The 23,302-nt window shown below is 64.8% G+C and carries 24 protein-coding genes and 1 pseudogene; 15 read left to right on the forward strand and 10 right to left on the reverse strand.

All coding sequences use genetic code 11. The features are described from left to right. Positions 1–404: 404 nt before the first annotated feature. A complete protein-coding gene (locus AC1D34_RS13580) occupies positions 405–629 on the reverse strand; it encodes a hypothetical protein (protein ID WP_441492235.1) in 225 nt (74 codons plus the stop codon). Positions 630–1,112: 483 nt separating this feature from the next. Next, positions 1,113–1,430, reverse strand: coding sequence for a hypothetical protein (locus tag AC1D34_RS13585; RefSeq protein WP_476824494.1), 318 nt, complete (start codon positions 1,428–1,430; stop codon positions 1,113–1,115). Between the two features lie 515 nt (positions 1,431–1,945). On the opposite strand from AC1D34_RS13585, the gene AC1D34_RS13590 reads away from it, so the two are divergent. Then, on the forward strand, positions 1,946–2,359 hold the full coding sequence (locus tag AC1D34_RS13590) for a YHS domain-containing (seleno)protein (RefSeq protein ID WP_476824495.1): 414 nt from the start codon (positions 1,946–1,948) through the stop codon (positions 2,357–2,359). A gap of 75 nt (positions 2,360–2,434) precedes the next feature. On the opposite strand, the gene pip is transcribed toward AC1D34_RS13590, so the two are convergent. Next, positions 2,435–3,397, reverse strand: coding sequence for a prolyl aminopeptidase (pip, locus tag AC1D34_RS13595; protein WP_476824496.1), 963 nt, complete (start codon positions 3,395–3,397; stop codon positions 2,435–2,437). Positions 3,398–3,569: 172 nt separating this feature from the next. Between pip and AC1D34_RS13600 the strand changes: the two genes are divergently transcribed. The 3 genes from AC1D34_RS13600 to AC1D34_RS13610 all read left to right on the forward strand — a co-directional run bounded on the left by AC1D34_RS13600 (position 3,570) and on the right by AC1D34_RS13610 (position 6,458). After that, positions 3,570–4,244 carry an HAD family hydrolase gene (locus tag AC1D34_RS13600; RefSeq protein ID WP_476824497.1) on the forward strand — a complete coding sequence of 225 codons (675 nt, stop codon included), beginning with the start codon at positions 3,570–3,572 and terminating at the stop codon, positions 4,242–4,244. A gap of 99 nt (positions 4,245–4,343) precedes the next feature. After that, positions 4,344–4,724 carry a VOC family protein gene (locus AC1D34_RS13605; protein ID WP_476824498.1) on the forward strand — a complete coding sequence of 127 codons (381 nt, stop codon included), beginning with the start codon at positions 4,344–4,346 and terminating at the stop codon, positions 4,722–4,724. A 144-nt stretch (positions 4,725–4,868) separates the two neighbouring features. Next, on the forward strand, positions 4,869–6,458 hold the full coding sequence (locus AC1D34_RS13610; protein WP_441492242.1) for an arylsulfatase: 1,590 nt from the start codon (positions 4,869–4,871) through the stop codon (positions 6,456–6,458). 158 nt (positions 6,459–6,616) lie between these two features. Here the strand turns inward: AC1D34_RS13610 and AC1D34_RS13615 are convergent, their stop codons facing one another. Next, positions 6,617–6,817, reverse strand: a complete 201-nt coding sequence (locus tag AC1D34_RS13615; protein WP_476824499.1) for a hypothetical protein — start codon at positions 6,815–6,817, stop codon at positions 6,617–6,619. Between the two features lie 159 nt (positions 6,818–6,976). On the opposite strand from AC1D34_RS13615, the gene AC1D34_RS13620 reads away from it, so the two are divergent. Together AC1D34_RS13620 and AC1D34_RS13625 are read left to right on the forward strand one after the other, a co-directional pair. Next, a complete protein-coding gene (locus AC1D34_RS13620) occupies positions 6,977–7,816 on the forward strand; it encodes a carbon-nitrogen hydrolase family protein (RefSeq protein WP_476824500.1) in 840 nt (279 codons plus the stop codon). Between the two features lie 125 nt (positions 7,817–7,941). After that, positions 7,942–8,727 (forward strand): ATP-grasp domain-containing protein, encoded by a 786-nt coding sequence (locus AC1D34_RS13625; RefSeq protein WP_476824501.1) that lies wholly within the window; start codon positions 7,942–7,944, stop codon positions 8,725–8,727. A 24-nt stretch (positions 8,728–8,751) separates the two neighbouring features. Here the strand turns inward: AC1D34_RS13625 and AC1D34_RS13630 are convergent, their stop codons facing one another. Then, positions 8,752–9,588 (reverse strand): helix-turn-helix transcriptional regulator, encoded by an 837-nt coding sequence (locus tag AC1D34_RS13630; protein WP_441492246.1) that lies wholly within the window; start codon positions 9,586–9,588, stop codon positions 8,752–8,754. Between the two features lie 97 nt (positions 9,589–9,685). Between AC1D34_RS13630 and AC1D34_RS13635 the strand changes: the two genes are divergently transcribed. Genes AC1D34_RS13635 through AC1D34_RS13645 form a run of 3 tightly spaced genes read left to right on the forward strand, consistent with a single transcriptional unit; the run spans position 9,686 to position 12,259 of the window. Then, positions 9,686–11,149 carry an MFS transporter gene (locus AC1D34_RS13635; protein WP_476824502.1) on the forward strand — a complete coding sequence of 488 codons (1,464 nt, stop codon included), beginning with the start codon at positions 9,686–9,688 and terminating at the stop codon, positions 11,147–11,149. After that, complete coding sequence (locus AC1D34_RS13640) at positions 11,146–11,319, forward strand: hypothetical protein (protein WP_441492248.1); 174 nt, start codon at positions 11,146–11,148, stop codon at positions 11,317–11,319. The genes AC1D34_RS13635 and AC1D34_RS13640 overlap by 4 nt, the downstream gene beginning before the upstream one ends. A 52-nt stretch (positions 11,320–11,371) precedes the next feature. After that, positions 11,372–12,259 (forward strand): aldo/keto reductase family oxidoreductase, encoded by an 888-nt coding sequence (locus tag AC1D34_RS13645; RefSeq protein ID WP_441492249.1) that lies wholly within the window; start codon positions 11,372–11,374, stop codon positions 12,257–12,259. Between the two features lie 76 nt (positions 12,260–12,335). On the opposite strand, the gene AC1D34_RS13650 is transcribed toward AC1D34_RS13645, so the two are convergent. Continuing rightward, positions 12,336–13,031 carry a FadR/GntR family transcriptional regulator gene (locus tag AC1D34_RS13650; protein WP_476824503.1) on the reverse strand — a complete coding sequence of 232 codons (696 nt, stop codon included), beginning with the start codon at positions 13,029–13,031 and terminating at the stop codon, positions 12,336–12,338. A 232-nt stretch (positions 13,032–13,263) separates the two neighbouring features. Here AC1D34_RS13650 and AC1D34_RS13655 point away from each other — a divergent pair, with 232 nt between their 5' ends. From AC1D34_RS13655 to AC1D34_RS13680, 6 genes are all read left to right on the forward strand, one after another. Continuing rightward, positions 13,264–14,256, forward strand: coding sequence for an ABC transporter substrate-binding protein (locus AC1D34_RS13655; protein WP_476824504.1), 993 nt, complete (start codon positions 13,264–13,266; stop codon positions 14,254–14,256). 92 nt (positions 14,257–14,348) lie between these two features. Further along, complete coding sequence (locus AC1D34_RS13660; RefSeq protein ID WP_441492252.1) at positions 14,349–15,167, forward strand: ABC transporter permease; 819 nt, start codon at positions 14,349–14,351, stop codon at positions 15,165–15,167. 17 nt (positions 15,168–15,184) lie between these two features. Next, positions 15,185–15,988 carry an ABC transporter ATP-binding protein gene (locus AC1D34_RS13665; protein ID WP_441506936.1) on the forward strand — a complete coding sequence of 268 codons (804 nt, stop codon included), beginning with the start codon at positions 15,185–15,187 and terminating at the stop codon, positions 15,986–15,988. Between the two features lie 9 nt (positions 15,989–15,997). Next, positions 15,998–16,750, forward strand: coding sequence for an ABC transporter permease (locus AC1D34_RS13670; RefSeq protein WP_441492253.1), 753 nt, complete (start codon positions 15,998–16,000; stop codon positions 16,748–16,750). A gap of 32 nt (positions 16,751–16,782) precedes the next feature. Further along, positions 16,783–17,487, forward strand: a complete 705-nt coding sequence (locus AC1D34_RS13675; protein WP_476768201.1) for a fumarylacetoacetate hydrolase family protein — start codon at positions 16,783–16,785, stop codon at positions 17,485–17,487. A gap of 194 nt (positions 17,488–17,681) precedes the next feature. Further along, on the forward strand, positions 17,682–17,912 hold the full coding sequence (locus AC1D34_RS13680) for a hypothetical protein (RefSeq protein ID WP_441492255.1): 231 nt from the start codon (positions 17,682–17,684) through the stop codon (positions 17,910–17,912). 49 nt (positions 17,913–17,961) lie between these two features. On the opposite strand, the gene AC1D34_RS13685 is transcribed toward AC1D34_RS13680, so the two are convergent. From AC1D34_RS13685 to AC1D34_RS13700, 4 genes and pseudogenes are all read right to left on the reverse strand, one after another. Beyond that, positions 17,962–21,123 (reverse strand): efflux RND transporter permease subunit, encoded by a 3,162-nt coding sequence (locus AC1D34_RS13685; protein WP_476824505.1) that lies wholly within the window; start codon positions 21,121–21,123, stop codon positions 17,962–17,964. A 2-nt stretch (positions 21,124–21,125) separates the two neighbouring features. Then, a complete protein-coding gene (locus AC1D34_RS13690; RefSeq protein WP_476824506.1) occupies positions 21,126–22,256 on the reverse strand; it encodes an efflux RND transporter periplasmic adaptor subunit in 1,131 nt (376 codons plus the stop codon). A gap of 184 nt (positions 22,257–22,440) precedes the next feature. Then, the gene (locus AC1D34_RS13695; protein ID WP_441492258.1) at positions 22,441–22,704 is read right to left on the reverse strand and encodes a hypothetical protein; all 264 of its coding nucleotides are present in this window, start codon (positions 22,702–22,704) and stop codon (positions 22,441–22,443) included. Positions 22,705–22,860: 156 nt separating this feature from the next. Next, positions 22,861–23,302 (reverse strand): annotated as a pseudogene (locus AC1D34_RS13700) (hypothetical protein); the annotation flags it as partial.

The raw sequence follows: 23,302 nt of genomic DNA on the forward strand, positions 1-23,302 counted from the left end.
TCATACAAGTAAGTGTGAACTTATTTCTTGTAAGAATCGCAATTATTGCAAATTAACGCCTCAATGCCGGATGGTATATTATATTAAGGCTCGATTGCTTCTGCGTTGCGAAGTGTTCATGTCGTATTTCAGGCGGCCCGATCTTGCCTGTCTTCGCGGCTCGCCCATCCCTGGGGCGATAGGGAGCTCGGCATTTTTCCGGGGGCGGGCGATGAAGGGGCGTTGCGGGGGCGCGACGCTCCGACGCATCTCGCTGCTGGCTGCCCGCGGTCGTCGTCCCTGCGCGTCTCCTGTCCGGTCGTCATCGCCGTGACACGCCAATCGATCGGCAGCATGGAAGACAGGCCGAATGCAAAAAAGAGGGGCCGCTGGGGCGGCCCCTGCCTCCGAGAGGTGCTTGCCTCTCAGCTGTGATGGCGCCGCATCGCCGGTGCGTAATACTGATGCTCACGCAGCTCCTTCATGTGCTCATGATAGGCGCGATACTGCTGCTGCTCCTGCAGGGCGAGCGGGTTCTCGTACTGCTCGTGGATGATGCTTTCGGGGCCGAACTCGTAGGCCTGCGCCGTGTTGGCCATCCCGAACAGCGCGAGAAGGCCTCCGACAAGGGCAATCCTGTAAGTGATCATGACTGATCTCCTGCGTTCCAAAGCACGAGGCCGGGTTGAAATCCGACTTCGCATCCATATTACCGTCGCGAAGCTGAAATGTTCATGCAAATAACMGTGATCTGATTTCCTGCGAAATTCATCAAATACGCAAATTGCCGCCTCAATGTGGGATTCAATCTTGGATTAAATCTCTGTGAACAGAGCATTAACAAATGTTAACTTGGTGATGCCAAGACTTCGGCACGGCGTGTCTTTGCTAGGAGACCTCTCGTCGAGTGAAATAAAACCGGCGAGAGCGGCAAACCAGGCACGCGTTCTGTGAGCGGAGCTTGCGACAAGCGGCCCGGAGATGTCTTCCCTAAGTTGCACGAGAGAGCCGGCACGACAGTAGAGGCGGCAAGGAACGACCACGCTTCGCAGTCGCGAAAGATTTCGTGCTGCGGTGCACTGAAGGTAAACTGAAGCGACAGGGCGCATGGAGGCGATGGAGCTGCGACCCCCCTATTGAGTCAATGACGTCCAGACCGACATCGCGGTAACGGTCAGGCCAACGATCGAATAGAGCAATGACCCAGATAGCTCCTTCAAGCTCGCCGCGAGCGAACTATCATCGGGATGTCCACCCTCTATTCGCTTGACGAGGGTTTGCATCGCGACAAACGCGCCAGCAAAGAAGAAGCTTGCTGCGCCGATGTGTTGAATGGGCCCCATGTCTTGAAACAGGTCCGGGAAGCGCACGCTTGCGGCAGCAATCAGGATACCCAAAAGGAAACTTACCGAACCAACGGCCTTTGCCACCCTGGAAAAACGCACTTCCATCTCCTTGTATCGCGGTGCTGGGGACGTAGCGCAGGACTGTAAACAAAGCTGCTCGGCGGCTCCGACGAGACCTCCGCGAAGGGGAAGTAGCACGCGGCGGGCCGAGAGAATTCTCGGGTGGAGGCTGGCCGTTTCCATGTGCCGCAGGAGCAACTGGCGCGCCCGATCCTTCCACACCGCGGTGGCCGATGCTGCGACCCAGGGCTGTGCAGGGGGATGGCTCTGCCGGCGCTCATCTCCGTCCCGGCGAGGCGCTCACGTCTGCGTGACGGTGTAACCAAATCGCCCCACCGCGCGATCTCTCCCCCAAAGCCGCCTGGGGCGGCTGCGCCGGTGAGACGAGATGCACCACGAAGCGATGCCATCGGACCGCAGTACGGGGCTGGTCCATGACGATCTGGGCACCGGCCCTGCCGGGCGCGCGCTCGTCCCGAACGGCGAGAGGGACCGGAGGCACGCCATGCTCGACAGGCGCGGCTTCATCCTGCTCGCTGGCGCGGTGCTCGCAGCATCGGGTGCCCGGGCCGATATGCCCCGGCCGGTCCAACACGCTGGGCTCACCGGACGGGGTCGCGATCCGTGGCTACGATCCCGTCGCCTATTTCCGCGACGGCGGCCCGAGGCTGGGCAAGCCGGAATTTTCCGTCGTCCTGCACGGCGCCACCTGGCGCTTCGCCAGCGCCGAGCACAAGGCGCTGTTCGAAGCCGATCCGGCGCGCTACCTGCCGGCCTATGGCGGCTTCTGCGCCTATGGCACCTCGCGGGGCTATCTCGTGAAGATCGAGCCGGACGCCTGGTCCATCATCGATGGYAAGCTCTACCTCAATTRCGATCGCGATGTCCGGAAGACGTGGCTCGGCGATCCCGCAGGGTTTATCGCCAAGGCCGATCGCCATTGGCCGCAATTGAACGCGGCGCATATCCAGTAGGAGACGCGGGCGCCGCGTAGCCACAGGCTTTCGCGCGCCGGAAAGCAGATGGACGGGGCAGGGTTGCCGCGCCCGTCACCGACCCTGCGCGAATGCATCGAGCGCGAGCCGCATCTGCTCGTAGCATTGCGGCCCGCCATGCCCTTCGGCCTCGACGATGACCAGGCGACTGGCCGGCCAGCGCTGGTGCAGGTTCCAGGGGGTGATCGCGGGTCCGCCGACATCGCGACGGCCATGGATGAGAACGGCGGGAGTATCGGCGATCTCGGCGATACGGCGCAGGATCTCCTGCCCATTCCGCAGAAACCCGTCATGGGCCCAGTAATGCGTGACGAGTGTCGCGAAGGCGAGGCCGCGTTCGTCGTCGGGCGGTTGGCTCGGCGGCTCCCAGCCCGGATAGAGCGAGATATGGGTCGCTTCCCATGTGTTCCAGGCGCGGGCTGCGAGCACGCGCTCCTGGAGGCCGCCCGTGGCCAGCCGCCTGGCATAGGCTTCGACGACGCGCTCGCCGGGGCGCCGGCCCGAATCCCGCTCGAAACGTTGCCAGGCTTCGGGGAACAGACGCCCGACGCCTTCGGTGATCCAGTCGACCTCCTCGCGGCTGGTCGTGGTGACCGCGACCAGCACCAGTTCGGAGACCCTGCCGGGATGCGCCTGCGCATAGGCCAGCGCCAGCGTCGAGCCCCAGGAGACGCCCGAGACGAGCCAGGACGCGATACCGAGATGCGTCCTGACGGCCTCGATATCCCCGATCAGCGCCTGCGTCGTATTTCGGTGCAATTCGCCGGGAGCGTCCGAGGCGAGGGGGCGGCTTCGTCCGCAGCCGCGCTGGTCGATCCCGATGATGCAGTAGCGTTCCGGGTCGAAATGGCGGCGATAGCTGCCCGAGCGGAGCCCGCTGCCCGGGCCGCCATGCAGGTACAAGGCGGGCTTGCCGTCGGGGTTGCCCGAGATTTCCCAGTAGATTTCGGTTCCATCGCCGACGGCGAGAAGCCCGGCATCGAACGGCTCGGGCAGGGGGCGGGGTTCTGCGTTCATGCCGGTGCTGTGGGGCAGCGGGGGAAGCGCCGTCAACCGGCCGATGGACCTGCTCGTCCTGGAATGCGGCCGATCGAGCCTTCCATGGTTGCATCGGCCTTCTCGAAAATCGCAATGCACATTTCGGGGCGATGCTTTAGCGAGGACATCGCCTGAAACCGGACGGCCCTCGATGACGCTCATCATCTTCGATTGCGACGGCGTGCTTGTGAACAGCGAGGAGGTCTATCTCGCTGCCGAGCTTGAGTTCCTGGCCTCGGTCGGCGTCGTCCTCGAACGCGATGTCTATACGGACACGTTCATGGGGCTGTCCCCGCCGATGTGGCAGGCAAGGCTCCAGTCGATCATCGCGGAGCAGCGCAGCGCGCCCCTGCCATCCGATTTCTTCGTGCGGCTGGATGACCACACTACGGCACGCATAGAGGTGCATCTGGCCGCCCTTCCGGACGCCCGGCAGACCATCGATGGCATCGAGGCGCGCCGTTGCGTCGCATCGAGCACGCCGTCCGCGCGGCTGCGCTGGAAGCTGCAGCAGACCGGCCTGATCGGCCTGTTCGATCCGCATATCTTCTCCTCGGACATGGTCGCGAACGGGAAGCCCGCGCCCGACCTGTTTCTCCATGCCGCCGCCTCGATGGGCGTGCAGGCCGGTGAGTGCGTGGTTGTCGAGGACAGCGTCAACGGCGTCATGGCGGGCAAGGCYGCCGGCATGCAGGTCATCGGTTTCACCGCTGGCGCTCACTGCGCCGGCAATCATGGCGACCGTCTGGCGATGGCGGGGGCCGATCGCATTGTTGGCAGCTATGGCGAACTTGCCGCCGCATTGGACGGGTTGGGGGTGCAGTGACTGCTCGGGGCCGCCCAATAGCCTTGGCCACGGCACAGGCGGTTTGTCGCGCTTTCTCCGTCGGTGGATTCCGGCCCCTGCCGAAACTAAACTGCGACAATGACCATGACGCGCCTCGACCACGTGCAACTCGCCATGCCAGCCGGCGGCGAAAGCGAGGCGCGCGCCTTCTATGCGGACATTCTCGGCATCAGCGAAGTCGCCAAGCCCGCTCATCTCGCCGGCCGGGGCGGATGCTGGTTCGAACAGGGAGCGCTGAAGGTCCATTTGGGAGTGGATGCCGATTTCAAGCCAGCCCGCAAAGCGCAGCCAGCCTTCATCGTGAGCGATCTCGCAGCGCTGGTCACCACGCTGAAGGCGCGCGGCTACCACGTGGCCGAGGACCAGCCCTTGGACGGATATGACCGCAGGTATGTGGACGACTCGTTCGGGAACCGCATCGAGTTGATGGAGCCGCTGTCGGCGGCGAAGCTCGGCTGAGGCTGAAAACACCGACGCGGCGGTCGTGCCCGTTCGCCTCTGCCTCGATCATTCCCGCTCACGCAAGCTTTGGGCAAATACCGATTGGCCTCCCGGGCCATGCGGCACTAGCCTGAGTTTCTCTGCCTGACCGAGGAGGAAACCATGGCGACCGATGGACCGGACCTTATTCGCAGACGCATTCTTCTAGGCGGCACCGCGCTTGCCGCGTCGGGCCTTGCATCCGCCCCGACGATCCAGACAGCGCAGGCCCAGCAGCCCGCGCCCGCGCCGGCCTCCGGGCGCAAGCCCAATATCCTGATGATTATGGGCGACGATATCGGCTGGTTCAATCCGAGCATCTATCACCGCGGCATGATGGGCTATCGCACGCCGAATATCGACCGCATCGGCAATGAAGGCGCGATGTTCACCGACTGGTACGGCGAACAGAGCTGCACCGCCGGGCGCGCCGCCTTCATCACCGGCCAGTCGCCGATCCGTACGGGCCTCACCAAGGTCGGCCTGCCCGGCGCCGATATCGGCCTGCAGCCGCAGGATCCGACGGTGGCCGAACTGCTGAAGCCGCTCGGTTATGTCAGCGGCCAGTTCGGCAAGAACCATCTCGGCGACAAGGACGAGCACCTGCCGACCAATCACGGCTTCGACGAGTTCTTCGGCAATCTCTACCACCTCAACGCCGAGGAGGAGCCGGAGAACCCCGACTACCCCAAGGATCCGGAGTTCAAGAAGCGTTTCGGACCGCGCGGCGTCATCCGCTCCTCGGCCGACGGCAAGATCGAGGATACCGGGCCGCTGACCAAGAAGCGGATGGAAACCATCGATGACGAGACGACCGCCGCCGCGATCGACTTCATCGACCGGCAGAACAAGGCCCAGAAGCCGTGGCTCTGCTACTTCAACTCGACCCGGATGCACGTCAACACGCATCTCAAGCCGGAATCCGCCGGCAAGACCGGCAAGGGCATCTATCCCGATGGCATGGTCGAGCATGACGGGCATATCGGCCAGCTCCTGAAGAAGCTCGACGATCTCGGCATCACCCAGAACACCATCGTCGTCTATACCAGCGACAACGGCGCCGAGGTGATGACCTGGCCGGATGGCGGCTCGACCCCGTTCCGCGGGGAAAAGGCGACCAATTGGGAAGGCGGTTTTCGCGTGCCCACCCTCATCCGCTGGCCCGGCGTGATCAAGCCCGGCACGATCTATAACGAGGCCTTCTCGCATTACGACCTGATCCCGACCTTCTGCGCTGCGGGCGGGGAGCCGGATGTCGTCGCCAAATGCCTGAAGGGGCACCAGGCCAATGGCAAGACCTTCAAGGTGCATCTCGACGGCTTCAACCTGATGCCGTTCTTCACCGGCAGCGCCAAGGATTCTCCGCGCCGCGATTTCCTCTACTGGAACGATGACGGCGAGCTGGTCTCGGTGCGCATCGCCGACTGGAAGGTCGTGTTCAAGGCGCAGGAGCACGAGGGCATCGATGTCTGGCGCCGGGAGTTCACCAATCTGCGGGTGCCAAAGCTGTTCAACCTGCGTGCCGATCCTTTCGAGCGCGGCGATGTATCGCTGGAATACGAGAAATGGCTCGTCGATCGCTCTTTTGTCGTGGTCCCGACACAGGCGGTTGTCGGGAAATGGCTGGAAAGCTTCAAGGAGTTCCCGATCAGGCAGAAGCCGGCGAGCTTCAACCTCGATGACGTCATGCGGAAGCTGACGCCCAAAAACTAGTCGGCGCAGAGAGTGGCCGCCGCCGATGCTGTCCGTTGGAGAGCAGTGTCAGCGGCGGCCGTCATGGCCCGGTCCGCGAGCAGCCCAGCAGACAAAGGCCAGTCCGCCTGCGAGGCCAGTCAGATCATCGGGCCGGAAATCGTATCCGGACCGATGATCTAACCCTTTGTGTTTGCATCGGCTTTCCCGAAAACCGCAATCCACTTTTCGGGCCGATGCATTAGCAGCAGGAATGCAACGACGCCGGTGTGCCGTCCGGTCACTTCGTAGAGCCCGACGAGCACGCTCACGCCGAGCAGGACGGCGAGGCTCGGGCGGAGCTGCACGCGCCATACAGAGCTGATGATCGATTTCAGCACGGGCATGAGCTCCGTCGCGGTGCGGTTTGGCAGGTGCTGACCTCAGCCCGGGTTCCGGCATCATGATGCAAGCGCCACAGGACTGCCCCCCTGCGGTAAGCGGTTTCACTCCGCTTCACATCTTGCGAAGTCTATGGGACGAGACGGAAGGGGGCGCGAGTGTTGAGGATAGCGGCCGCACAAACCGTTGTTTCGCCCGACATCGCCGCCAATGGCAGCGCCATCCGCGCGATGATTGCGCGTGCGGCGGGCGAGGGGGCTCGCCTGATCAGTTTCTGCGAAGGGGCGCTGTCGGGCTACGCAAAGAGCCAGATCCTGAAACAGGGGGATTGGCAGGCCTTCGATTGGGCCATTCAGGAAGCCGAGCTTCGCGCGATTGCTAAGCTTTGCGGGCAGCTCCGCATCGTCGCGGTCGTCGGCGGGGGTCATCGGCTTGGTCGGGGATATCCGCCGCACAACAGTCTCTACGTCTTCTCCGATACCGGCGCCCTGCTCACCCGATACGACAAGCGATTTCTCTCGAATACCGAACTTGCTGGCTGGTACACGCCTGGAACGGAGCCGGTCATGGTCGACGTCGATGGCTACAGGTTTGGCTGTGCGATCTGCATCGAATCCCAGTTCCCCGAGATCTTCAGCGACTATGAGCGTCTCGGCGTCGATGGGGTTCTGTTCGCGTCATACGGCCTTCCCGCGTATTTTCAGATCGCGCTCCGGGCTCATGCCGGCCTGAACTGCATCTGGATCGCCGCTGCCACCCCCGCGCAGGACGCCGCCAAGGGCCCTGCCGGCATCATTGGACCGGACGGGGCATGGGCCGCGCAATCGTCGCCATCCCCAGAGCCTGGTCTGGCCATGGCAATGCTGGACCGGAACGACCCCGCCTACGGAATCGCGCTTCAAAGGGCGCGGCCCTGGCGCGCCAGGGCAAGAGAAGGCGAGATCTATCGCGAAAAGCTGGCCGACGATCCCAGGAGCGCAAACCGAAGCGGATATTGAACCGTCCAAGTCCTTGGCGGGAATTGAGACCCGCCGCTGTGGTGCCTGACACTGCAGTGATGCTACGGCAGCTTCGTCAAACAGCGTCTTGATCGTCCAACGGGTTGCAAAGGGCAAGTAACAGGGTGCAGTGGCTTCTCCAGGAATTCGAGGATACCGCCAAGCTGGCCGAGGCGCTTGACCGGCTCGGAATCTCCTACACCTGGCACAAGGTCGTGCCGTTCGTCGGAGAGCTTATCCCTGAGCCGATCGTCGCGGATCCTGGCTCAGTGGTCATGTTCGGCTCCTACACGCTGTGGAAGAACGCCGAGGTGAACGGTTACTGGCCCGGCGTGTTCAAGCTGCGTCCCTTCGTTCAGGAACAGGTTTGGCACCCATACCTCCTCAACGGAGCTGACGCACTGTTCATGACCCTTCGGGACATCCCCGAGGGTCTGGCTGACGACGGGAGGGACTGGTTCTTGCGTCCGGTCGATGACAGCAAGGCGGAACCTGGCAACGTCAAATCGACCGGCGAAATCATCCGCATGGCGGAGAGGGTCCTTGCGCTGGACGAAGATGAAATCCCGATGGGATCACTTCGCCACGACACGCGCCTGATGCTCACCAAGCCTGTTCGCATCCTGCGGGWATGGCGCCTCTGGGCCGTCAACGGTCGGATCGTGACCTATTCGCTCTACAAGGATGGATCGCGCGTCGTCTACCGCCCCGAGATCGACGACGATGCACTGGATTTCGGGCAGCGCATCGTGGACATCAATCCGGGCTATTCGCCGGCTTATGTCATCGATCTCTGCCGCACCGAGGAGGGACTGAAGCTCCTTGAGACGAACTGTCTCAACGCCGCTGGGTTCTACGCCGCAGATCTCGTGAAGCTCGCGACGGCGATCGACGGCCTGGTTCGCGACTGACGTTTCGCAGAGGGCGCGAAGCGCTCAGCTCTGCTCCAATGCAGGCAGGCACTCGGTCCGTTCGTTGGAGGTTTGAGCGGCAAGGGCGGCATAGACCACCAATCTCAGATGCCGTCCGCCATCGACGGTGAGCGACGTGTGTTCGAAGGTGACGGGGCGGCCCCCGACGCGAAGCGTGCGCGTGCCGGTGCAGGGTGCGTGGACGTCCGGGCTGCGCCACCATGTCTTGAATTCCGGCGAGACATCTTCCAGTTCCGCGACCAGGGCGCGCATATCCGCATCGCCGCGCGCGCCTGCAAAATCCCGGCGAAAGCTCGCCAGCATGGCTTGCGCCTGGTTTTCCCAATCCACAAGCGTATCGGCGAGGTGCTGATCGCAGAACAGCATCCACAGCAGGTTGCGCCGGTTTGAAGGCTGGCTGCCGAACCGGAACAGGGCTTCGGCCGCGTCGTTATAGGCCAGCACGTCCCAGCGCAGGTTGAGAATATAGGCCGCGTGTGGGGCGAGGTCGTCCATCAGCCGGTTCACGAGGGACGGAACCGTGCACCATGTCTTCCCCGGCTCGGCCGGTGGGCGCTCCTGGGCGAGCAGGAAGAGATGCCGTCGCTCAGCACCATCGAGCTTCAGCACCCTGGCGAGATTGTCGAGGAAACCGGAGGAGACGCCGATATTGCGACCCTGCTCGAGCCATGTGTACCAAGTCAGGCCCACCCCGGCGAGCGCGGCAACCTCCTCGCGCCTGAGGCCGGCCGTACGCCGACGCTTGCCGGAGGGTAAGCCGGCATCCTCGGGCGTCAGCCGCTCGCGGTGCGCACGCAGGAACTCTGAAAGCTCGGGTCGGGTCCGATCGAAGGTCGCCATGGCCCAATCCGTACAAAAAGTAATAGCATAATGAGTTAAATTGTATCAGCGTCAATGCCGCTTCATGGCTGTTGCGTCGTTAATCCGAGGACGCAACATGAGTTCCGATACCGCTACGGCCCAAACCCTGCGCAGCCCGGCAGAAAGCTGCGGGGTCCGCCCGCCCTGGCTCGGTTTGTCCATTCTGCTTCTGGCGGGATTCGTGACGATCTTCGATCTGTTCGTGGTCAATGTCGCGATCCCGGCCATGCAGGCCAGCCTCGGCGCCAGCCTGTCACAGATCGGCTTCATCGTCGCGGGCTATGAACTTGGCTTCGGGGTGCTGTTGATCACCGGTGGGCGGCTCGGCGACATTCACGGCCGCCGGCGGCTCTTCGTCGTCGGAATTGCCGGTTTCACGCTCGCCTCGGCGCTCTGCGGATTGGCGCCGACGATCGAAATCCTCATCGCTGCGCGCGTGGTGCAGGGACTGACGGCAGCACTCCTGTTTCCGCAGGTCTATGCCTCGATCCGGGTAAGTTTCTCTGCTGACGACGCTCGTCGCGCCTTTGGACTGCTCGGCATGACCTTGGGCCTTGCCGCCATCGCGGGCCAGGTGGTCGGCGGCTTTCTCGTCGAGGCGAACCTGTTCGGTCTCGGTTGGCGCATGATCTTCCTCATCAATGTTCCTATCGGTGTCATCGCCATCCTGATGGCGCCGTTCATTCCCGAGACCTACGCGCCGGAGCGTCCGAGCCTCGACTGGTCCGGCGTGGCCCTCGTGAGCCTGGGGCTGACGCTCTTGCTCGTGCCACTGATCGAAGGGCCGGCGCAGGGCTGGCCGCTTTGGACCCTTGCATCGCTGGCAGGGGCCGCCGTCCTGATCGCTGCGTTCTACGGGCAGCAGGAGAGCCGGCGCCGGGCGGGCGGCGAGCCTCTCGTCGATATGAGGCTCATGCGTCAATCCCGCTTTGCCCAAGGCGGTCTGTTGGTCGTCCTGATCTATTCGACATCGTCCTCGTTCTTTCTATGCTTTGCTCTCCTGGCGCAGACCGGGTTCGGTCTCAGTCCTTTCGAGGCGGGTCTCACTTTCGTCCCCTGCAGCATCGGGTTCGTCATCGCCTCCATGGCGGCGCCCCGTCTCGTCGCGCGCCTTGGCACAGCCGCAATTGCCGCAGGCGCACTTCTCTATGCCGTGTCGCTTGGCATTCTGATCGCGCAGGTCTGGCTTGCCGGAGCAGGGCTCGTGGTCGCGCATCTGATCCCGGCCTTGATCGTGGTCGGCGTGGCCCAGGGCCTCATCATGACGCCGCTGCTCAACCTCGTCCTCGGTTTTGTGGGGGAGGGACAGGCAGGCATGGCCTCTGGCGTCGTCGCAACGCTGCAGCAAGTCGGTGCGGCGCTGGGAGTGGCCGTCGTCGGCGTCCTCTTCGGTGCGGCRCTTGCCGCCGGCATCGACGCAGGAGGGCAAGCCCAGCTCTACGCCTCTGCCTTCGTCGGCGGGATGGCCTACAACCTCGCCGCCGCGATCGTCGCCGCTGTCCTGATCTTTGGGATTGCGCGCAGGAGATTGCCGCGATGACCTTGAAGCCTGGCCTGGGATCGAGGCTCAAGCCGTGCCCGGACCTTCCCCAGATGATCGCCCTCGCCAAAACCCTTGGCACGCGCAACAATGTCGGGCGCCTTGAGGTCTTCGAGATGGATCTGCAATGCATGGAATTCCGCCTGGCCGGCGCCGATCGTGCGCTCTGATCCGGCGGTCATCCAGTCGCTGTCTCGTGCCTTCATCGACAGGAGAGCGACCATGTCTGGCAGGAACCCATCTCCGACCTGGCGCCTCGGTGCCCGCCAGGTGAGAAGGCTCGGCTACGGTGCCATGCAGCTTGCCGGGCCTGGCGTATTCGGCCCGCCGAAGGACCGGGATGCGGCGCTCGCGGTGTTGCGCGAGGTGATTGCCTGCGGCGTCGACCATATCGACACGAGCGATTACTACGGCCCGCATGTCACCAACCAGCTGATCCGCGAGGCGCTGTCGCCCTATCCCGACGATCTCGTCATCGTCACCAAGATCGGCGCCCGGCGCGGCGCTGACGGATCCTGGCTTCCCGCGATCTCGCCGGACGCGTTGCGGCAGGCCGTGCACGACAATCTGCGCAATCTCGGGCTCGAGGCGCTCGATGTCGTCAACCTGCGGCTCTGGGGCGATGGCCATGGCCCGGCTGAGGGCAGCCTGGCTGCCGAGCTGACCGTGCTCGCCGAACTCCAGCAACAGGGCCTTGTCCGCCATATCGGTCTCAGCAATGTCACCGCCAGGCAGGTCGGGGAGGGGCGCGGCATCTGCGAGATCGTCTGCGTCCAGAACCACTACAATCTCGTTCACCGCACAGATGACGCGCTGATCGACGAGCTGGCGGCTGCGGGCACGGCCTATGTACCCTTCTTCCCGCTCGGAGGCTTTTCGCCCCTGCAATCGGCTGGGCTGACCGAGGTGGCGGCGCGGGTCGGCGCAACGTCGATGCAGGTCGCGCTCGCCTGGCTGCTGCAGCGCGCGCCGAATATTCTGCTGATCCCGGGCACCGGCTCGGTCCCTCATCTCCGCGAGAATATCGCCGCCGGCGCGCTGGACCTGAGCGGTGAGGCGATCGCGGCGTTGAACACCATCGCAGCGGGATCCGCTTCGGTCCGGACCTGACGGCAGCGCGTGGGGCATGCTTGCCGGGCCCATGCGCGATGGCGGTATCAGACGGCAATCGAGGAGGTGCCCTGCCTCAGGGCGAGCGCCCGATCAGCCGGTCCTCGACATTCTGCAGATGCCGGCGCATCGCGTCCGCGGCGCACCCGGGCTCGCGGTGGGCGATCGCGTCGACGATCCGGTCATGGTCCTCGAAGCTGTGATGATCGGCAGGCGGGCTTGAATGGCTCGGTCGCGGCCGCCCCCAGGTGACGGCGCGGCGCACAGCGTTCAGCGTTTCCAAAAGCGCGATCAGGATCGGGTTATGCGCGGCCTCGGCGATCTGGTGGTGGAAGCGCGCGTCATAAGCCTCGTATTCGCGCCAGCTCGTCGCGGCGCGGCAGGAGGCGTTCAGTTCGGCGAGCGTCGCGATCTCGGCCACCGTGGCGTTGATCGCCGCGAGGCGTGAGAGCTCGGGCTCGAGGCCGATCCGCGCCTTCATCACCTGGACCGGATTGCTGCGCTGCACCAGGTCCGCGATATCGACCAGTTGCGGCGGCTTGGGGCCGACGAACGTGCCCTTGCCGACATGGCGCCAGAGCTGGCCCTCGCGTTCGAGCGCGGCGAGGCCCTTGCGCAGTTCTGTGCGCTTCACCCCTAGCAGTTCGGCCAGCTCCCGCTCCGGCGGCAGGCGCCCGTCATCCGGCAGCTGCGCCGCGGTGATGTAGCCATAGAGCTGCGTCAGGACGCCCGAGACATCGGCATCGGGCGGGGTGGGGGCTTTCTGATCCATGATGTGCGACCGGCAATGGGGAACGTGATCGTGATCCCATGGATCGCGGGCGAGCGCAACCATTTTGAATATTGGTTGTGATTATTGCTGCGTTGCGCAAGGATTTTCGGGCAAATTACTGCAAATCGAAGCCTTGACAGGATCAATCCGGCACATGACAGTGCCCAAAATAAAATTGGTTGCGACCAAGATCGCGCAAAAAGCCAAACAGAACTCTGGGAGGAGTCAGATCATGAAGCCGTTGAGGAGAAGGTCCGTCCTGTTCGGAGCCGCCGCCGTCGGCGCTGCGCTGATGCTCGGAAGCGCCGCCGCGCAGGCGCAAGCGAAGGTCAGGGTTGCGCTGGGAGACGTGCTGTCGACCGAGACGCTCTCGATGATCATCGCGCTGGAGCGCGCCAAGGAGAAGGGCGTCGACTACCAGGTGACGCATTTCTCGAAGGAGGACCTTGCCATCCAGGCCGTGATCAACGGCCAGGCGGATCTCGGCGTCGGCACGCCCTACGCGGTCGTCCAGAAGAGCAAGGCGCCGCTGCGCGTGCTCTTCCAGGGCACGCGCCTCGTCTTCTTCCCGGTCGCGGACAAGTCCTACAAGACCTGGAAGGACATGAACGGCCAGCCGATCGCCTTTCACGCCCGCGCCACCGGAACCGAGGCGATCGGCAACATTATCGCCAAGCGTGAGGGCATCCAGTTTGGCGAGCGCAGCTATGTGCCGGGCTCGGAGAACCGGATCATCGGCATGATGAAGGGCCAGATCAAAGCCACCATCGTCGATCTCGCCAACAAGAACCTGCTGCTGGAGAAGGCGGGCGACCGCTTCCATGTCCTGCCCGGCGTTAGCGAGCCGGCTTCCGACGAGACGCTGTTCGGCCGGACCGACTGGATCCAGAAGAACGAGAAGCAGGTCGATGTCATCGTCACCGAATTCCTGCGGCTCTGGCAGGAAATGGCGGCCAATCCGGCGATCGTCGAGCAGGAGAGGGTCAAGCGCAAGCTGATGGCCGACCAGCCGAAGGAGGTACTGGAGGGCATCACCAAATTCTACACGCTGGCGACCAAGGAAGGCGTCTATGCGCCGGCCGGCGGCAGCGCCGAGGTCGCGAAGGCTGATTTCGAGTTCTACACCGAGGCCGGCCAGCTGCAGGGTCCGGCCGCCGAGCTGAAGGTCGAGGATTTCTGGTACCTCGCGCCGCTGGAGCGGGCACGCAAGGCCCTGGGCAGCTAGCCTCGTCCGGACCCGTCCCCGGGGCCGGTGCATGCAGCATCCGGCCTGGGGACCCCTCGTTTCGAAAACGCGCACAAGCGGAGTGCTCTCCCTTGCAGATTTCCGAACTTGCTCCTGCCCTGCCGGCGCTTGGCAGGGCTCCGGCCCAGCGCTGGCGCGATCTCCTGATCCATCCGCTCGTGCTGCGCCTGGTGTCCTTCGCGGCCGCTCTCGCGCTTTGGGAATATGCCGGGCGGATACCGCTCAGCCCCGCCTTTCCGACTTTCCTGGAAACGCTCGGTGGTCTTCGCGCGATCATGGCCGATGGAACCCTGTTCAAGGCCTTCCTGATCACACTCCACCCGCTCGTCATCGGGCTGACCGCCTCGATCCTGTGCGGCGTCGCGCTTGGCGTGCTGATGGGGTTGCACGAACCCTCGGAATGGCTGTTCGCGCCGATCTTCGTGATCGCCCAGGCGGCGCCGCTGGCGGCCCTCATCCCGATCCTGACCTTCGCCTATGGCATCGGGCTGACCGCCAAGGTCATGACCGTCTGCATCATGGCGATGCCGGTCATCGTGCTGAACACGCTCGGCGCCGTGCGCAACACGCCGAAATCGCTTCTCGAAATGGGCAGCTCGTTTCTCGCGACGCGCAGCCAGAGCATCCGCCTGATCATCCTGCCGGCAGCCAGCCCGATGATCTTCGCAGGCCTTCGGCTCGGCTGCGCCGCCGCCTTCATCGGCGTGATCCTCGCCGAACTGCTGATCACGCCGACCGGCATCGGCGACGTGATCTCCTACAACCAATCGGTCGCCGACTATCCCAAGATGTACGCGGCCATCCTCGCCATCATCGTGTTCTCGGTCCTGTTCATCGAGCTGCTCGAGCGGATCGAAGTCACCCTGTTTCGACCGGAGGTGCGCAGATGACCCCCAACGCAGCCATCATGCCGCAGCACCTCGGTGACCGTCCGCCGTTTCCCGCCCGCGCGGCCCGGCCGATCGTCGAAGTGCGCAGCGTCTCGAAAACCTATGCCGGCGGCGTCGAGGCGCTGAGCGGCATCTCGCTGGAGTTTCCGGAAGGGCGCCTGACGACGCTGCTCGGCCCCTCGGGCTGCGGCAAGACCACGCTGCTCAAGATCATCGCAGGCCTGATCCCCGCCACCGGCGGCCAGGTTCTCGTCGATGGCCGCGAGGTGACCGGGCCCGGCCCCGAACGCGCCTTCGTCTTCCAGGATTTTGCGCTGATGCCCTGGGCCAGCGTCATCCGCAATGTCGCCTTCGGGCTCGAGCTGCGCGGCGTCGCCCATAGCGAGCGCGAGGCGATCGCCGAACGCCATATCGCGCGCGTTGGCCTCAAGGGCTTTGAACAGAAATACCCGCACGAACTCTCCGGCGGCATGCGCCAGCGCGTCGGCCTGGCGCGTGCGCTGGCGGTCGATGCCAAGGTCGTGCTGATGGACGAACCGTTCTCGGCCGTGGATGAGCAGACCCGCCGCAAGTTCCAGGAAGAGCTGCTCGAACTCGTCGCCAATGAAGGAAAATCCTTCATCTTCGTCACGCACAGCATCGAGGAGGCGGTCTATGTCTCCGATCGGATTGCGCTGCTCTCGCGCCGGCCGAGCCGCGTCTCGGCGATCATCGAGCCGCAGATAGTCCGTGGCGGCGACCCCGAGAAGATCAGGCGTGACAGTGCCTATCTCGATGTCGTCGAGGCGATCTGGCAGCAGCTCCGGCATTACTTGGACTAGGAGTCGGCCATGGTCATTTCAGGTATCCGCCTTCCGATGATGGCGGCGCTTCTCGTCTGGGCCGTGATCTGGGAGATCGCCGGTCATACCGATGCCGGCTTCATCCTGCCGCCGCTGTCGCGCATCATCTGGCGCGTCTTCGAGATCGTCCCGACAGCCTCCTTCCTCGACGCACTGCTGATCACCGGCCGCGCCTTCCTACTCGGCAACACGATTGCGATCTGCGTCGGCGTCCCGCTCGGCATCGTGATGGGCCGCTCGGTCATTGCCGACCGACTTCTCCTGCCCTGGGTGAATCTCTTCCTCTCCGCGCCGCTCAGCGCGCTGGTGCCGGTGATCATGGTGCTGTTCGGGCTGGGCGAGACGACGATCGTGCTGACCGTCGTGCTCTTCTCGATGTGGATCATCGTCCTCAACACGCGCGCCGGCATCCGCGCCATTTCGCCCTCGCTGGTCGAGATGGCGCGCAGCTTCGGCGCCAATCGCTGGCAGGCCTTCAGCCGGATCTATCTCTGGGCGGCACTCCCCGAAATCCTGGCGGGCATCCGGCTCGGCATGATCCGCGCCGTCAAGGGCGTGGTCATCGGGCAGCTGCTGGTCTCCGTCGTCGGCTTCGGCACGCTCTTCGAAATCTACCAGTCGCATTTCCTGATGGAGCATTTCTGGGCGCTGCTGCTCGTGCTCTTCGCCTTCGCCTTCACCCTCAACGAACTGCTCGCCCGGCTCGAACGTCGGTTCGGCTATTACGCCGCCGCGCGCTGAAGACCTCTCTTGCCAACGAAGGATCCCGCAAGATGAATATCGCCACGCCTCAGAACCATGTCGTCCAGGCCCCGGAACAGGTCACGGTCCCGGTGCGAGGGACGCAAAGCCGTTTCCCCGTTCACCGCATCTACTGCGTCGGCCGCAACTATGCCGCCCACACCATCGAGATGGGCGGCGACCCCAATCGCGAGGCGCCGTTCTTCTTCCAGAAGAACCCCGACAGCGTCGTCCTCGATGGCGCCGATTTCCCCTATCCGCCGCGCAGCAGCAATGTTCACCACGAGATCGAGATGGTGGTCGCCCTTGCCAAGGGCGGCAAGGATATCCCGGTCGAGCGCGCGCTCGAGCATGTCTATGGCTATGCGGTGGGCCTCGACATGACGCGGCGCGATCTGCAGGACGAGTGCAAGAAGGCGGGCCGGCCCTGGGAGATCGGCAAGGCCTTCGAGCATTCCGCGCCGCTCAGCGAAATCGTGCCTGCGAGCACGATCGGCCATCCCGAGAACGGTGCGGTCTGGCTCAAGGTGAATGGCGAAATCCGCCAGCAGGGCGATCTCAACCACATGATCTGGAAGGTGCCGGAGATGATCTCGTATCTCTCCGGCCTGTTCGAGTTGCAGCCGGGCGACCTGATCATGTCCGGCACGCCGTCGGGCGTCGGCGCCATCGTCCGCGGTGACGTGATGGAGGGCCATGTCGAGGGCATCGGAACGGTGCACGCCAAGGTCGCCTGAGCGCGGCGACCGCGCCCCTCACGGCAGGCCGGCCTCGGCCGGTCGTGCCGTGAAGGGGCAATTTGCCTGATGGGCGCCGGCCGGTTTCAATATCGCGGCGCGACCGTCGGCGCCTTCGGCCAGGGCTGTTGCCGATAACGCCCTGGAACAGGTTCGCTGGCTGGCGGGTTACCCTGGAAACCAGGGAGGCTCCAATGGCCAAACAACCCGAATCCCTTGCCACCTTCGCGGCAACTGCCCGCAATGACGGCAAGAAGCCCAAGGATATCGGTCTCACTGCTACGCCCGAGACGGCACCTCTTCCCGGCGACACGAAGAAGGAGGCCGACGCGGCCACCAAGGTTCTGCGCGAAGGCGTGCTCAAGAAGGACCAGGGCGCGGACGAGGCGATCGACAAGCTCCCCGACCGCACGCGGGATCTGTGACCGAAGCTGAGCCGAGGGTGGAACGGACGCTCCGGCCCCGGACCCGGGCTCAGTGTCCGGGCCCCGGGGCAGGGGCCGGCTCGCTGGCCGTGGCCGCGTCCTTCGGCCCGCCCTTGCTGCGCTCGCGCATTCGCTGGAACACGACATAAAGCATCGGGATCAGGAAGATGCCGAAGATCGAGGCGAAGAGCATGCCGCCGAAGACCGGTGTGCCGACCGCCCGCCGGCTGAGTGCGCCGGCCCCTGTGGCAATCACCAGCGGCAGCAGGCCGAGGATGAAGGCAAAGCTCGTCATCATCACCGGGCGGAAGCGCAGCCTGGCGCCGGACACGGCGGAATCGATGATCGACTCGCCCTTGGCGCGTTGATCCAGCGCGAATTCGACGATCAGGATGCCGTTCTTCGCCGCGAGCGCGATCAGCACGACGAGGCCGATCTGGGCGTAGACGCCGAGGCTGACGCCGGTCAGCGCAACCGAGGCGACTGCGCCGAGCACCGCGACCGTGACCGAGAGCAGCACCGCGATCGGCACGTTCCAGCTCTCGTAGAGCGCGACGAGGAAGAGATAGGCGAAGAGCAGGGCGAGCGCGATGACGATCGGGGTGCCGCCGCTTGCGGCCTTCTCCTGCAGGGCCGTGCCGGTCCATTCGAAACCGAAGCCCGCCGGCAGGGTCGTCGCCGAGATGCGCTCCATGGCCTGGATCGCCTGACCCGAGCTGACGCCGGGCTTCGGCGAGCCGTTGACGATCGCGCCCCGGTAGCCATTGTAGCGCGTCAGAGCCTGCGGCCCGGTGACGAGGCGCACCTGCGAGAGCGCGTTCAGCGGCACCATCGCGCCGGTTTTGCCGCGGACATAGATCTTGCCGATATCGGTCACAGCCCGGCGGAAGGGCGTCTCGGCCTGGACATTGACCTGCCAGGTCCGGCCGAAGACGTTGAAGTCGTTGACGTAGAAGCCGCCGAGCGTCGCCTGGAGGGCGTTGAAGATGTCGGCGATCTGGACGCCGAGCACCTGCGCCTTGTCGCGGTCGATATCGAGATAGATCTGCGGGGTGTCGGCGGCGAAGGTGCTGAAGACCGCGGCGAGCTCGGGCTGCTGGTTGGYGGCGATGAGCAGGCCGCGCATCGTGGCTGCGATATCRGTCGGCGACTGGCCCTGCAGGGCTTCGAGCACATATTGGAAGCCGCCGGTGCTGCCGAGCCCGATGATCGGCGGCAGGTTGAACGGAAAGACCGTTGCCTGCTGCACGGCGGCAAGCTGCGGCCGCAGCGCCCCGATGATTGCGCCGACCCCTTGCGCCGGATCCTTGCGGTCCTCGAACGGCTTCAGGCGGATGACGAAGAAGGCCTGGTTGGAGGAGGCGAGGCCGTCGATGAAATTGAAGCCGACGACGGAAAGCACGCCCTGGACGCCGGCGACCGGCCGGACGATGCTCTCGACCTGCTCGACCACGGCCGCGGTCCGGTTCACCGAGGCGCCTTCGGGCAGGCGCATCGCGATGAAGAAGGCGCCCTGGTCCTCTTCAGGCAGGAAGCTCTGCGGCGTGGTCAGGAACAGCCCGCCGGTCGCGGCCAGGATGCCGGCGAGCACGAACAGGACGACGACGGCGACCCTGACCAGGCGCCTGACGATCGCGGCATAGCCGTCGCGGACCTTGTCGATGCCGTTCATCACATAGCGCATCGGTCCGCCGCCGCCATGGCCGCGCTTGATCAGGATCGAGCAGAGCGCCGGGCTCAGCGTCAGGGCGTTGATTGCCGAGATCAGCATGGCGGTCGAGACGGCGACCGCGAATTGCCGGAAGAGCTGGCCGCTGATGCCGGGAATGAAGGCGACCGGCACGAAGACCGCGAGCAGCACGAAGGTGATGGCGATGATCGGCCCGGTGATCTCGGCCATCGCCTTCTTGGTCGCGTCCGCGATCGAAAGCTCCGGCTCCTCCTCGACGACGCGCTCGACATTCTCGATCACCACGATGGCGTCGTCGACGACGATGCCGATGGCGAGCACGAGCGCGAGCAGGGAGACCGTGTTGGCGGTGAAGCCGATCACCAGCATGACGGCGAAGGTGCCGATGATCGAGACCGGTACCGCGACCAGCGGGATGATGGTGGTGCGCAGCTTGCCGAGGAAGAGGAAGACGACGAGGCCGACCAGCACGAAGGCTTCGAGCAGGGTGCGGATGACCTCGTCGATCGTGGCGCTGACGAAGACCGTGGTGTCGAAGAAGATGCCGTAGGCGAGATCCTCGGGGAAGCGCTTGGAGAGCGCTTCCATCGTCGCCCGCACCTTCTTGGCGACATCGATCGCATTGGCGCCGGGCGACTGGTAGATGCCCATGGCGGCGCCCGGCGCGCCGTTGAAACGGCTGTAGCGATCGGCCGTGCGGGCCCCGATCTCGACGCGCGCCACATCCCTGACGCGCACGACCGAGCCGCCCGGATTGGTGCGCAGCACGATATTGGCGAATTCCTCCGGCTTGGTGAGGCGGCCCTGCGTCTTGACCGTGAGCTGGTATTGCTGGTCGCTGCTGACCGGGGCGGCTCCGATGCGGCCGAGCGCCGCCTGCACGTTCTGGCCCTGGACGGCGGAGATGACGTCGCTCGGCGTCAGGCTGAGCGCCGTCAGCCGGTTCGGATCGAGCCAGACCCTGAGCGAGTAATCGAGCGGGCCGAACAGGCTGACCTGGCCGACGCCGTTGATGCGTGCGAGCGCGTCGACCAGGTTGATCGTCGCGTAATTGCTGAGATAGAGCGAGTCGAMTGTGTGCTTCGGCGAGTGGATCTCGACCACCTGCAGCAGCGCGGCGGATTTCTTGCGGACGGTCAGGCCCTGACGCGTGACCTCGGTCGGGAGCTGCGGCTGGGCCAGCGACGAGCGGTTCTGGACATTGACGGTGTTGATGTCCGGGTTGGTGCCGAGCGCGAAGGTGACGTTGAGCGTGTAGCTGCCGTCGGCGCCGCTGGTCGACTGGTAGTAGAGCGCGTTGTCGACGCCGTTGATCTGTTGCTCGATCGGCTGGGCGACGGTGGTCTCGACCACCTCGGCATCGGCGCCGGGATAGCTCGCGGTCAGGGTGACCTGCGGCGGCACGATATCGGGGAACTGCGCAACCGGGATCGTGAAGATGGCGATGAGGCCCGCCAGCGTGATGACGATCGAGACGACGAAGGCGAGGCGCGGCCGGTCGACGAAGATCGACGAGATCACGTCTAGCTCCCGCTCGCCGGAGCAACGGGCGTGGCGGATACGGTCAGGCCGGGGCGCACCTTGAGCAGGCCTTCGACGATGACGTTCTCGCCCTGGGTCAACCCGGATTCGACGACGACATCGGCGTCCTGCTGCGGGCCCAGCTTGATGCGGCGCTGCTGGGCCTTGCTGTCCTTGTCGACGACCATGACGTAGCTGCCGGCCTGATCGACCTGGACGGCCGCCTGCGGCACGACGAGGCGTGCCTGCTGGCTCCGCTCGCGGACCTCGACCGAGACGAATTCGCCGTCGATCAGCTGGCGATCGGGGTTGGGCAGCGAGGCCCGCATGGTCACGGTGTCGGTCTGCTGGTCGACCTGCGGGTCGGTATAGTTCCAGACGCCGGGATGAGGGTATTCCTTGCCGGAGGACAGGCGAACGGTGATCGCGATCTTGCTCTGGCTGCCATCCTCGCGCCGGCGCGCCTCGCGGAGTTCCTCGAGCTGGCGCACGCTGACCTGGAACAGGACATACATCGGGTCCTGGCTGACGATGGTCGCGAGCGGGTTGCTGCTGGGGCCGACGAGATTGCCCTGCGTATAGGCCGTGCGGCCGATCCGGCCGGCGATCGGGGCGATGATGTCGGTGTAGCCGAGATTCTCCTTGGCCTGGGTCAGCGCCGCCTGGTTCTGCAGCACCGAGGCATGGGCGACGTCGAGAGCGGCGCGGTTGCTGTCGAGCGTCGCCTGCGAGACGGCCTGCGTCTTCACCAGGTCCTGCGAGCGCGCATAGGTGAGCTGAGCGTTGAGCTCCTGGGCTTTGGCGGCGGCGAGGTTGGCCGTCGCCTGGTCGAGCTGCGCCTGATATTGCACCTTCTCGATCTGGTAGAGCGTGTCGCCGGCCTTGACCTCCTGCCCCTCGGTGAACTGGATCTTGTCGAGGAAGCCCTGCACGCGGGCGATCAGCGCCACGCTTTCGGGCGCCTTGATGCGGCCGACGAAGGAATAGGACCAGGTCACGCCCTTCTTGGTGGCGGGCTGGATGCCGACGGCGGGCGCAGGCGGGGCGGCCGGAGGTTGCGCGGCTTGCCGGTCGTTGCAGGCGCCGAGCGCCAGCGCCATCAGCGCAATCGAGACAAGCAACCGGAACGTCATCCGCATGCCCCGCAATAATCAATCCCGGGGATGCAAGCCCCCAGGAACCCAAGTCCCGTAGGATCGAGACCCGCTGGGACCTGCGCCCATGGTGACAAACTTCCGGGCGCTTGCACAGAGCCCGGCTGATGCCGAAACCGCGAGGGGCTGGGTTCGCCGAGGCTGTCGGCGTCTCCGTGGCGGTTCAGAGCGGTTCGACCACGTCCGGATTCATGGCGATGAAGAGTTCAGCCTGACGCGCGAACAGCATCCAGGCCGGATCATTCTCCGAGCGTCCGGAGTGGCAGTGCATGATCGTGAAAATCGCCACCGTCCCGGCCGGTTGTTCGGGGTCGATCCGCGCCGCGCGACACATCGCCCTGGCAATTCTCTGGATGCGCGGATCAGCCCGACGACCTGCCGCGCTCACCCCCGCGGCTACGGGTTTCAATTCGTCGATCAGAGGCATGGCGGACCTCCCGTCCTGGCATAAGCCGATGCGAGACAGTCAAACGATCGGCCCGGCCATCGGTTCCCGCGGCAAAGACGCGCGCCTTTGTCGGTTGGCCATACGCGGGAGATGAAGCGGTGCTCGCCCGGTCTCAGTCACTGGCCGCGCGCGAAATCAGTACCTGTTCTGGCGCGTCACATCGCCGATCGCGGTCAATCCGGCCAGCGCCTGCGGCGACCCGTTGCTCCTGTAGAGCGCCGTGAAGACCCTGCTGGCATCGGTGTAGCGGCCGAGATGGAAGTAGGACCAGCCGCGCATCATCATCAGGTCGGTGGTTTCGGGAGCAAGACGGGCACGTTCCGACAGGGTCACCAGGGCGCCGTTGAAGTCCTTGTTGTCATATTGCGCATAGAACCGCTCGGAGAGCAGCAGCGCCGAGAGTTCGCGGCGCTGCGCGGGAGCGGGATTCGCCTGCGCGGCCGCGACATTGGCCTCCKCCGTCAGCCCCTGCTGAAGACTTGCATAGGTCTTGCCCATCGCCGCATCGGCCGCGACCTGAGCCGAGCCGGTGCGCWTGGCAGCCTCGAAGGCAGCGGCTGCCGCTGCAGGGCGCTTC

The organism is Allobosea sp. P1_A7 (genome assembly GCF_056406775.1).